This window comes from Pseudanabaena sp. PCC 6802 (assembly GCF_000332175.1).
Classification (GTDB): Bacteria; Cyanobacteriota; Cyanobacteriia; order Pseudanabaenales; family Pseudanabaenaceae; genus PCC-6802.
In genome coordinates this window covers 648,356-659,381 of the sequence record NZ_KB235914.1, presented here as the reverse complement: position 1 = coordinate 659,381, position 11,026 = coordinate 648,356, and the positions used below count along the sequence as shown (strand labels likewise).

Sequence of the window (11,026 nt, the reverse complement as noted above, 5' to 3'; positions counted from 1 at the left end):
GCCTATCCCATCAACATTTGTTAATTATTTTTTATCGCGCTAGGCGCGAAGGAGATGCCTAATGGCCGAACCTTTCCTTTCAGAAATCCGCATCATGAGCTTTGGCTTCGCCCCGAGGGGGTGGGCGCTCTGCGATGGACAGCTTTTGCCCATCAATCAGAATCAGGGTCTCTTCTCATTGCTCGGAACGACCTTCGGCGGCGATGGGCGCGTGAACTTTGCGTTGCCCGACTTGCGCGCCCGGACACCGATTCATGTTGGCGGCAGTCACACGCTTGGCGAACGGGGCGGCGAACAAGCACACACCCTCTCGATCACCGAGATTCCCACCCATACCCACGTTTTGTCGGGATCGCCCTCAAATGCAAACGTTCCGGTCGCGGTTGGTAATATTTTGGCTGCTGCCAACAATGTTTACAATCCTCCCACAAATTTGACTTCGCTTAGTCCTAGCGCGATCGCCAACGTTGGAGGGTCGCAGGCACATCTTAACATGCAGCCTTTTCTAACCTTAAACTTCTCAATCGCCCTCCAGGGCATTTTCCCAAGTCCAAACTAGGAGACATCTATGGCACAGCCTTATATTGGCGAAATTCGCATGTTCGCGGGCAACTTCGCCCCTGCGGGGTGGATGTTCTGCGAGGGACAACTAATATCGATTGCGGAAAACGAAGCCCTCTTCCAATTGATCGGTACGACCTATGGCGGTGACGGTCAATCTAACTTTGCTTTACCCGATTTGCGCGGTCGCTTGCCCGTACACATGGGCAACGGTTTTATCCTGGCGGAGACAGGGGGAGCCGAAGAGATTGCGTTGACGGTAAGTCAGATTCCATCTCATAGTCACCCTCTGTTGGCATCCACCTCAGCGGCAACCCTCGCAACCCCGAGCAAAAACCTCTTAGCTGAGTCGGTAGCGATTAGTCCCTTTATTGAAGACACCGCCAACAGCAATATGAATTCAGCAGTGGTGTCAGCGATCGGTGGTAGCCAGCCACACACCAATTTTCAACCCTATCTCTGCGTTGACTTCATCATTTCTCTATTGGGGATTTTCCCAAGCCCGACATGATTGAGAGGAGTATTTAGCTTTCAGCTTTTAGATTTCAGTATTTAGGAGAATAAATATGGCCGACCCATTTGTGGCTGAGATCAGAATTTTCCCATTTAACTTTCCACCCAAAGGCTGGGCGTGGTGCGATGGTCAGTTATTGCCGCTGTCCCAGAACACGGCGCTGTTTTCGTTGTTGGGAACTACCTACGGAGGAAATGGTAAATCGAATTTTGGTCTACCCGATTTACAAGGACGCGCTCCCATGCACCCAGGACAAGGGCCAGGGCTTTCGTTGCACGATCTGGGCGAAACTGGAGGCTCCGAAACAGTAACGCTGTTGGAGTCGGAGATACCATCTCACAGCCATTCCTTAATGGCCTCTTCGGACGATGGCGATCTAAAAGCTCCCACATCTAACCGCGTGTTGGCACGGTCGGCAAATGGCTTTTTGTACCAGAATTCAATATCCTCTGGCTTGCAGCCAATGTCAGATTCCGCTCTCGCCCCATCCGGCGGCGACGCACCGCACAATAACATGCAGCCCTACTTAACCTTCTATTTCTGCATTGCCTTACAGGGAGTATATCCACCTCGCACCTGAAGTAGTATGGAGCTATCCTGGGAGCGATCGCCCCTTACGATTGAATTCGTTCGCGATCGCATTCCCGTATTCCCATTGCCCTTGGAACCAAGCGATTGCGAACCGCAGATCGATTTGAAAGCACTATTGGATCGGGTGTATGAAGAAGCAGCACTGGATCTGGCGATCGACTATACCTGTCCGCCACGGGTAAAGTTGAAGGATGAAGATTGGGACTGGGTGCGCTCGCGATCGGGGTTGTCCCAGCCATCGATCCTACAGTAAAACTTCACCAGGAGTGCATTCCATCAACCAGTATACCCCATGCTCTCCAATCTTTTGAAAACCCAGGCGCTGATAGAGCCGCAGGGCGCGGTTGTACTGCTCCACGTGAATTCGTAGAGGTAAACCTCGCCGCGTTGCTTCTGCTAGCAGATCCTGGAGTATTTGGGAGCCAATCCCGCGATCGCGATGCTCTGGCAGGATCGCCAGATCGACAATGCGAATCTCTTGCTCCCATCGCGCCACGTACAGGCGACCGATCGGTTCTTCATGTAAAAGAATTATCTGAAAAGATGTTTGCGCGTAGTTTGCCTGGTAATACTTATGCTGGGCTTCAAATTGCATTTGCAGGAAATCTGCTTTGGCGCGATCGCTCCAATCCACCATTGCCATTTCCTCTTCGCGGGTACTGGCATAGAGCCTTTGGAGAAACGGAAGATCCTCAGGTGTAATGTCGCGAAAGGTTACACCGCGATCGCTTAAGGCTTGATGAGATAGTTGGTGAGATAGTTTATCTGCCATAAGTTTAAGTGAAAACCGCTTCGTATTGCATGCCATCCTGGCGGCGGGCCACGGGAACTAAAAAGATATCCAATTTACCCATTTCCGCATGTTCCAAGGTGTAGGTGCGTTGCGGTAGTGCTGTCTCTAGCGGTCCCTGGAATATTAACGAAAAGGGGATGCGTTGTAATACCCCCCGATTCTCAGGCAAAGGATGTGCTGTATGTGGCACGACTTCTACAAGCTGTAACTCTAGTGGTGCTACCGACGGTACGGGCAGTTGAAACACGCTCCCCAGATATTTTGAGAACAGATCGCAGGTCAAGTCTTCTGGCATGGTAGTCTCCTTCTTTTTCTTAGTGTCGATCGCAACTAAAGATTGCGAATATCTAGCTGCATTTAAGAATGTAAACCTGGCTGGGGTAAAGCCACTACACCCCTTATTTACAAACTATTTGCGAACGCTGATGACATTTGTCACGTGCAGGTAGTGACATTTATCAGATGACGTTTAACTCTTCATTAAGTTAGTCTACAATTTATAGAGCATCTCGAACAATTGCCTTATGCTTAATAGCATGGAGTTATACCAATTTGCACTATCGACGGGACAGATCGAGCGAAGTGAAAGGTTCCCACCCCTTTCTGGGGGCAAGATCCTCACACCCCGATCTGGGAAGCTAACCATTTAAATTGGTATTAAAAACTTGATTGCGAAATCTATACTCTCAATAATTTTGAGTTTTTAGAGGTGCTCTTAAGATGCCAGAGCGCGAGTTTAGAGGATTTGCGTTCTGAATCTGAGCTCCATATTCAACTGGAACGCCTAAACCATGAAAATCGCTTCTATATCTTACCGCGTACCTTCTCAAAAATTAACCAATAGCGATCTGCTGGATTATATGGAGCGGAGCAACCCTAAAGTTTCCCCCATTAAGAAAGCTCCATACCTCAAAATCGTTGAAAAGTTGTTAAGTCAAACAGGAGCGAAAACTCGGTATCTTCGCGATATTGAGGCGGGGGAGAAGGCATCAGACTCGATTTTTTCAGCAATCGATGGTGCTTTAGAGAAAGCGAACATGGCTCCAACAGATATCGATTTATTGATTTATTGCGGCGTGGGGCGCGGTTTTTTAGAGCCTGCCAATGCCTATTTTTATGCCAAGGCGAAGGGGATGCATCTGGCTAACTGTTTTGATGTTACGGATGCCTGCATGAGTTGGGTGCGGGCGGCTCACATCGCAGGTTTAATGTTGCAGTCGGGTGCGTTCAAAGCCGCAATGATCGTGAATGGAGAATTCCATTTAGGGCTGCACGATAACTGGGAAATCCGCGATATCCGCGCTCTGGAATATTCGTTTCCGATGTACACCATTGGCGAGGCAGCAACAGCCACGATTCTGTTACCCAGCGATCGCCCCTGGAACTTTTCCTATCTATCGAGACCCGAGTTCGCCGATCTCTGTACGATACCGCTTCCTGGCTATGCTAACTTTGTGGAAGCAAGCGATCGCATGGAACTGAATGGCATTAATCGATTTGTATCCTATGGTAGAGATCTCTTTCGTGAAGGCAGTAAATCCTTAGGGAAAGTCATTGCTGAGTCGATCGACGATGTCAGCCATCCGGTTTGGTACTTTCCCCATACCCCTTCCAAGGCAATTTATGAAGAATACATGCCCACATATGGAGTCCCGATTGAGAAAGTCTACTTGAAGGTTTACCCAGAATTTGGCAACGTGGTTTCAGCAAGCATTCCGGTAGGACTTTGTCTTGCCGAAGATGAAGGGGTACTTCGGAGAGGAGATTCTATTGCATTTGTGCCTGTTAGTGCCGGACTGGTTGCTTCGGTTGTCCAGTTGACGTATTGAAGTTGAGAGAAGTGGATTATGACTCAGAATAGTGGCGGAACGAATCCCCAAGATAATCGCTTTCCAATTTTGAGTAGCCTGGGATATTTGCTCGCCTATGCGATTCCGGCTCTACCGATTTTGAGTGCCTGGCTCGGAGAAGTAAGCGCTCGTCCCAATTTGTTCGCCTTTGCACCGCTCGCGATCGCCTATGGTCTTGTTGCCTTTCTCCAATGGCTCTGGCCCTATCCGGTACCCGCTCGGTTTGATGCCGCCGCGATCCCAAAGCGATCGCCGCTCTATTTCCGCTTGCTGCTGTTTGGAGGAGTGCCCGCCCAACTGGCGATGCTGGCGGTTACGACGCATTACTGGTGCGGTAGCAGCTTGAATGGTTGGGGGAGTCTGGGCTATCTATTATCAACAGGGGTTTTGAGCGGGATTTTCGCCATCACCCTAGGGCATGAATTAATCCATCGGCCTCAGCAATTCGACCGATTTCTGGGTGGGCTGTTACTCTCAACCGTTAGCTTTGGCACGTTCAAAGTCGTCCATCTCCAGATTCATCATTGCCATGTTGGCACCCCTCTAGATTTTGCTACCGCCCGACGGGGGCAAAGTCTCTATAGTTTTTGGTGGCAGAGCCTTGTCGGTAATTTTAGCGGGGCGCTCCGCTGCGAACGAGAGTGCCTCGCCAAAGCGGGTAAGTCTTTTTGGCAAAGCGAGTTGCTAATCTGGTATGGCTTTAGCCTGCTCTGGTTGTCCCTGACGGTTTGGCTGTGGGGGGGGAAAGGGGGGGTATTTTTTATTTTGCAAAGCGCGATCGCTATCTTGAAACTCGATTGGACGAATTACATCCAACATTATGGTTTGATGCGAACCGTTGATGCTTCAGGCAAATACGAGCCAGTTGGCACCCATCATGCCTGGTCGCAGGCTCTATTTATCCATGACTTCGCACTCTTGAATCTGTTTCGCCACGGGGAGCATCATGCTGCCCCCAATTGTCCCTATCCCTACTTAAGGAGCGAGAACCGATCGCCAGTATACCCATACCAACATGTCGCGATGTTTTTTCTAGCATTGATACCACCTGTGTTTCAGCGAGTCGTCCATCCTTGTCTGGAACAATTTGAAGCTCAGCAGGAAATTTCCCCATGAACGTGTTAATTACAGGAGCCTCATCTGGGATTGGATATGCACTGACGCTGCACTATCTCAAACATGGCTGTAGCGTTGCGGCGATCGCCCGTCGCGAGACAAAACTTCAGGCTCTTTATCAAGAACCGCAATGTCGCTACGGACATCTGAAAATTTACGCCGCCGATGTTACCCAAAAACAGGCGATCGCCGATGTTGTGGCGATGGCTGAAAAAGACCTGGGGCCAATCGAGCTAGCGATCGCCAACGCTGGGATTACTGCGCAAAACCTGGAGGCTAAATTCGATCTCGACCGTTTTGAACAGATCGTGAAAACCAATGTCATGGGGGTTGCCAATACCATCGCTCCTGTAATTGATGCCATGCTATTACGAGGTCGCGGTCAAATCGTCGGGATTTCCAGTATGGCGGCCTTGCACGCTATGCCTCGAATTAGTGCTTATAGTGCCTCCAAAGTAGCTCTGAATTATCTATTAGAGGGGCTGTACAGGGACTTAAAGCCGCATGGCATTCACGTCACCACTATTTGCCCCAGCTTTATCGATACAGACATGACTGTCAAGGAACAGGTGCCCGCTCATCTGTGCATGCAGCGGGAAGTTGCGATCGCCAAAATTGTGCGAGCGATCGAGCAGCGACGGCGCTTTTACTGCTTCCCCTACTGGTCTTATCACTTCTTAAACATGCTGAACATTCTGCCTAACGTCGTTCGAGGCTCTATTTTAAATTACGTCGCCGAACGGTGGTTCCCACGTCCAATCGTAATTGATAGATAGCACGCCATGAACGCAAACCCATTCACGAACAGTCAACTCGGTTATCAAATCGGATTAATCGGATTTACGCGACTGAGTAACATCCTGCGGCTAACCCACTATGCGATCGGGATTCATCCCCGCTATGCGTTACGCCTGCTGCTAATTTCGATTACAAGTATCTGTACCTTGCCTCTGCGCCTGTGGGAAAAGATTGTGTGGGAGCAGCGGATTATCAACACCACCATTGCGCACCCCCCAATCTTTATTATCGGCCATTGGCGCAGCGGTACGACACACCTGCACAATCTGATCGCTCAGGATCCAGCATTTGGCTATCTGTCTATGTATCAGTCAATGGTTCCCGATTGCTCGCTAGTGGGCGGAATTTGGCTCAAATCTTTGTTATCAAAAATCGTACCGCTCAAACGACCGATGGATAATATGACTTGGCCGATTGATTCTCCCCAAGAGGAAGAAATTCCCCTGGCGAAGACCATGCCCCATTCCTTTTATACCCAGTTTCTATTTCCCCACAGAACGCTAAACCTCTTTAAGCAGTTCGTGTTATTGCAGGGTGCCTCTGAGTCATTTATTCGGGAGTTTAAACGCAAGTATTACCGACTGCTCCAAATTGCCACTATTCACGCGCATGGGAAGCAACTCGTCTTAAAAAATCCAGTCAACACTGCCAGGATTCGTTTGCTGTTGGAGTTGTTCCCAGGGGCAAAATTTATCCACATTCACCGTTGTCCCTACGATGTCTTTGCCTCCACGCGCAGTCTCCGTCATAGTTTACTGTCCTTAACGACGCTGCAGTCTATCGATCCAACCAATGTCGATCGCACGATCCTCGAACTGTATGAAGATATGATGCAGCAGTTCTTTCGCGATCGCCCCTCGATCCCATCCGGTCAGATCGTTGAAGTAAGCTTTGCAGATCTAGAGCGCGATCCGCTACAAGTCTTACAGCTTGTTTACAAGGAACTTGGCTTGCCAGGTTTTAACGAGGCATTACCAGCATTTGCATCTTATATTTCCTCGCAACGGGCTTATCAGAAAAATCAGTTTCAGCTATCTGCCCAGGAGCGAGAACTCATAGATCGTCGCTGGGCATTTGCTTTTCAAAAACTTGGCTATGCCAATACTCTAGGCGAGCAAATTTAAAGGAGGAAAAATTTACCGATCGACAATTGAAGTTATTGCAATTTGGAGCATACTAATGTCTAAACTATCTGAGTCTAAACTATCTGAGCCTAAACAGCCTTCTGTCTACAAGGATTTTGACGACTATCAAGACTTTCAATCGCACCAACGTCTCAACAAGCAAGAGATGTTTGACGAGCAATTCATGGACTTCATGAAATGGTTCAAAAAAGACATCCACAGTCGTTATTCTCGCAAAGATTTCCAAGCGATCGAGCGCAAAGATCTAGCTCAGTTTATCGCAGGATACCTCGCTCTATTAGTTTGCTATCTTTACCTGCACGCAAACTTTCCCCAATACGCCTTTGGGTGGGGAATTCCTTTATTTATTGCCGCTCTATTTGTCGTGCAAAAGGGAGAAGTCATGCACATGCGGGCGCATTCTCCCAGCAATCTCACAGGAGTTGGCTGGATAGATACGAGCGTCGATCGCTTTGGGTTGCCGCTCACGGGAATTTCTCCCGCCTTGTTTAAGCGTCGCCACTGTGCCGCCCACTATAACGATATTGGCAACGTCTCGCGGATCTTTTCCGAGGTTTGGCTGACGTTCGACCAGATCCCCGTCAACTATTTCGTGCGTCCCTGGATTTTGCTCAAATTTCTGCGCGATCGGCAGTTTTGCCAGCAGGAAATGATTAATCGACGGAAGTTAGCGATCGAAATCATTGGATTCTACGCGTATATAGCAGCTTTAGTTACGGAACTGTTTCATGGTTCCTATTTCCTGTTAGCTTTTCACCTGATTCCGCTCAATGTTTTAGCTGGCGTGCAAATTTTGAGTGCGGTCATCGTTCACTCTGGCATCGATCGCCGCAATAGTTTTGAGAGCAATGGCATTTTTGACTATCGCACTTGTCAGGGATTATTTAAAGTGCCTTTGTGGTTATATAGCGTGCTGGGTAATGGTGGGATTATCAATCACGGCATTCATCATGCCTATCCCCAAGTACCTCTGGATTTAATTAACCAGGATTATCAGCGGCTCAATCGGCACATTCTGGAGCGCTATACAAATGTCCGCTACAATTCGGTGTTGAGTATGGTCATGCATAAGAATTTGCTAGATCGACTACCGCCGCCAAATCTATTCGACTACATTGTCACCTTTTTCCTTTCCATTCTGGCATTAGTAGCTGCAATGATTACAGTTGCGGGCGCGCCGTTTCCGCCAAACATGCTCGAACTCTTACTGGTAGATTATCGAGTTCTACGGTCATCTACGAAAGCCGAACGCTATGCTAACGTTGTTGCCTTTTGGGATCGCCTCAATCTGGAAGAACGCTATCGTCAGGCATCCAATCCCAACACGTACTTCCGGTGGGTTTATCGCCGCTATCAATATCGTAAAGATTATTTGGCGAAACATGCACCATGAAATTATTTGCGATCGCGATTTTATATATCATCAGTCGCTGGATTCTCAGCTTCATAAATCGAAAATCCCTTCAGGCGATCGCCAACGCTGAGGGCGATTTCGTTCCGAATGCCTTCGGCTGCTGTGGTTCGCTCGTTCACAGGTACATCAGGATAGAAAAGACGATTAGCGGCAAGCTTACTGATGTGAAATTTCACTATGTTGAGTCAGCCGATCGGGAACGAGAATGTATCGTTTTCCTGCACGGACTGATGGATACCTGGCGGTTGTGGCAGCACCAGCTTGAATTTCTCAGCGATCGCTACTACGCGATCGCCTTCGATCTCAAAGGATGCGGTCAGTCGTCGATGAATTATCCTCGGAACCTATTCCCTGAAGTCAACGATCCAGGTGGTGACTATAGCTTGGAAATGCAAGCCGATGAGATCGTGACGGCATTAGAAACGCTTGGCATCAAGCAGTTCAATTTAGTCGCGCTCGATCTGGGAACCATCATTAGTGATATTCTCGCTGGTAAATACAGCGATCGCATTCTGCGCTATATTCGCTGTCAGCAACCTTTAGTCGGACACTTTAGATCGTCGATCCCGCAAGGGGCAATCTTACGCAGAAAGAGAGGAGCCAGGATGTTCGCGGCGATGTTGGAGTCAGATCCCAGCATCTTATTGCGCATCCTTTACGGGAGAACTGGGTGGTCTGTTCTGGATCGACAAATGAAAAGGACAAAGCAACCTCTACCAGATTCTGTTCTAGCCTCTGCGGTTCTAGAGGCATCCCATGCCTTCCAGTGGGGGCCGAGAACAGGCAAGCCCGGCATTTTTGCTGGGGCTTGGGCAGGACTCTACCAGCACAATCGCGATTACGGACAGTTCGTTCAAAATAATCTGCAAGCCTACCAAAATTACGCCTTTCCTGTATTTCTATTTCAGGGGATTCACGATATTGCCATGCCTCCCGAGCGATTTGATGGTACGACGGGTATGGCCTTTAAAGTCGTCCGTTCGTTCAACGGCACCAAAACGCTCCTATCTCGGGCTTTCGATCGCAATGGCATTGGTCTTGGGGATGGATATGAACCTTGGGGAACTTTTATCCCTGGCTGCGATCGCCCAATGCAGGCTCAAGAGTTTTTCCCAAATGCTCCCTCGGTCGCTCTAGAATTCTTCGATACCGGCCACTTTATTCCCCTAGAAAACCCCGAATTATTTACAGATCGTTTAGTCAAAGCTCTAAACCCATTATGATTACTCAACCTGCAACCCACGCGACACCTCTACCCGAGTTTGGAGACGACATCTATGCTGGCACCCTGACAGTGCGACTGCCTGGAGCGATTCTGCGGGAGTTGGCTCGAATTGATGTTGGGAAAACTGTAGCGGCGATCGCTTCAGAATGGCTGGCTATTTTTGGCGCGATCGCTCTTTGTCATTTTTTCTGGAATCCACTTCTTTACGCGATCGCCATCCCGTTCGTTGGAGGACGACAACACGCTCTAGCGGTGCTGCAACACGATGCCGCTCACTTCCGACTTTTGCCTAACAAAAAATGGAACGATCTTGTTGCCGAGGTATTCCTGGCATGGCCGATTCTGCTTTCCAATCAATACTTCCGCGAGTATCATTTTCTGCACCATCGTCATATTGGTACTACCAAAGATGGGAATCGCGCCCAATACGGCACGCATACACCAGATGGTGAATTAATACCCAGTTGGAATTTCCCAAAATCCAAAATCCACTTTGCACTTTGGGTATTGCCGCGACTCTCTGGCATTGCAGGCATCATTTACATCCTGAGATCCATACATCGCCTCTTCACCAAAGGGACACTACGTTATCGATTATTGAACCTGCTCTACTATACCAGCATCCTCGGCCTGATTCTCTGGTTTCATGGCGGTCAAATTTTATTGTTGTACTGGTTCGTCCCTCTCTCCACCTGGTTCGTTTTTACCAATCTGCTGCGAATAGCAGGAGAACACAGTGCCATTACCAATTCCGATGAGTTTTACTGCTTAACCCGAACCACGCTGCCATCCTGGTTCGACCGACTCTTTATCGTTCCCCGTCACATTAGCTACCACCTCGAACATCACCTCTATCCTCATATTCCCTTCTATCGCCTCCCAAATCTTCACGCTGAACTGATGAAAGATGAAAACTTCCGTCAACAGGCTCATGTGACTCGCACCTACTGGCAAACTTTAAAAGAATTAGTTGTTTAATGGAGCGATCGCAACTTTTGCAATATAAAAGGAGAACGTTC

At 48.7% G+C, this 11,026-nt stretch carries 13 protein-coding genes; 11 read left to right on the top strand and 2 right to left on the bottom strand.

From position 1 onward, the window contains the following. Nucleotides 1-61: 61 nt before the first annotated feature. The 4 genes from PSE6802_RS0108420 to PSE6802_RS0108405 are packed head-to-tail and all read left to right on the top strand — an operon-like array spanning nucleotide 62 to nucleotide 1,919. Nucleotides 62-559, top strand: coding sequence for a phage tail protein (locus PSE6802_RS0108420; RefSeq protein WP_019499611.1), 498 nt, complete (start codon nucleotides 62-64; stop codon nucleotides 557-559). Between the two features lie 9 nt (nucleotides 560-568). Continuing rightward, nucleotides 569-1,072 carry a phage tail protein gene (locus PSE6802_RS0108415; RefSeq protein ID WP_019499610.1) on the top strand — a complete coding sequence of 168 codons (504 nt, stop codon included), beginning with the start codon at nucleotides 569-571 and terminating at the stop codon, nucleotides 1,070-1,072. A 55-nt stretch (nucleotides 1,073-1,127) separates the two neighbouring features. Beyond that, nucleotides 1,128-1,655, top strand: a complete 528-nt coding sequence (locus PSE6802_RS0108410) for a phage tail protein (RefSeq protein WP_019499609.1) — start codon at nucleotides 1,128-1,130, stop codon at nucleotides 1,653-1,655. Between the two features lie 6 nt (nucleotides 1,656-1,661). Beyond that, a complete protein-coding gene (locus PSE6802_RS0108405) occupies nucleotides 1,662-1,919 on the top strand; it encodes a DUF4058 family protein (protein WP_019499608.1) in 258 nt (85 codons plus the stop codon). On the opposite strand, the gene PSE6802_RS0108400 is transcribed toward PSE6802_RS0108405, so the two are convergent. After that, nucleotides 1,911-2,438: a GNAT family N-acetyltransferase gene (locus tag PSE6802_RS0108400; protein ID WP_019499607.1), complete on the bottom strand. Its 528-nt coding sequence runs from the start codon at nucleotides 2,436-2,438 to the stop codon at nucleotides 1,911-1,913. The genes PSE6802_RS0108405 and PSE6802_RS0108400 overlap by 9 nt on opposite strands. Nucleotides 2,439-2,442: 4 nt before the next feature. Then, entirely contained in the window at nucleotides 2,443-2,754 is a 312-nt protein-coding gene (locus PSE6802_RS0108395; RefSeq protein WP_019499606.1) for a DUF6916 family protein, read from the bottom strand. Between the two features lie 496 nt (nucleotides 2,755-3,250). On the opposite strand from PSE6802_RS0108395, the gene PSE6802_RS0108390 reads away from it, so the two are divergent. Genes PSE6802_RS0108390 through PSE6802_RS0108360 form a run of 7 tightly spaced genes read left to right on the top strand, consistent with a single transcriptional unit; the run spans nucleotide 3,251 to nucleotide 10,985 of the window. Continuing rightward, the gene (locus PSE6802_RS0108390; RefSeq protein ID WP_019499605.1) at nucleotides 3,251-4,288 is read left to right on the top strand and encodes a 3-oxoacyl-[acyl-carrier-protein] synthase III C-terminal domain-containing protein; all 1,038 of its coding nucleotides are present in this window, start codon (nucleotides 3,251-3,253) and stop codon (nucleotides 4,286-4,288) included. Between the two features lie 18 nt (nucleotides 4,289-4,306). Continuing rightward, nucleotides 4,307-5,425: an alkane 1-monooxygenase gene (locus tag PSE6802_RS0108385; protein WP_019499604.1), complete on the top strand. Its 1,119-nt coding sequence runs from the start codon at nucleotides 4,307-4,309 to the stop codon at nucleotides 5,423-5,425. After that, nucleotides 5,422-6,201 (top strand): SDR family NAD(P)-dependent oxidoreductase, encoded by a 780-nt coding sequence (locus PSE6802_RS28215; protein WP_019499603.1) that lies wholly within the window; start codon nucleotides 5,422-5,424, stop codon nucleotides 6,199-6,201. The genes PSE6802_RS0108385 and PSE6802_RS28215 overlap by 4 nt, the downstream gene beginning before the upstream one ends. A 6-nt stretch (nucleotides 6,202-6,207) precedes the next feature. Next, nucleotides 6,208-7,347 carry a sulfotransferase family protein gene (locus PSE6802_RS0108375; protein ID WP_019499602.1) on the top strand — a complete coding sequence of 380 codons (1,140 nt, stop codon included), beginning with the start codon at nucleotides 6,208-6,210 and terminating at the stop codon, nucleotides 7,345-7,347. A gap of 55 nt (nucleotides 7,348-7,402) precedes the next feature. Next, entirely contained in the window at nucleotides 7,403-8,761 is a 1,359-nt protein-coding gene (locus PSE6802_RS0108370; RefSeq protein ID WP_019499601.1) for a fatty acid desaturase, read from the top strand. Continuing rightward, nucleotides 8,758-10,005: an alpha/beta fold hydrolase gene (locus PSE6802_RS0108365; RefSeq protein WP_019499600.1), complete on the top strand. Its 1,248-nt coding sequence runs from the start codon at nucleotides 8,758-8,760 to the stop codon at nucleotides 10,003-10,005. The genes PSE6802_RS0108370 and PSE6802_RS0108365 overlap by 4 nt, the downstream gene beginning before the upstream one ends. Next, entirely contained in the window at nucleotides 10,002-10,985 is a 984-nt protein-coding gene (locus PSE6802_RS0108360; protein ID WP_019499599.1) for a fatty acid desaturase family protein, read from the top strand. Before PSE6802_RS0108365 ends, PSE6802_RS0108360 begins: the two co-directional genes overlap by 4 nt. Nucleotides 10,986-11,026 lie beyond the last annotated feature (41 nt).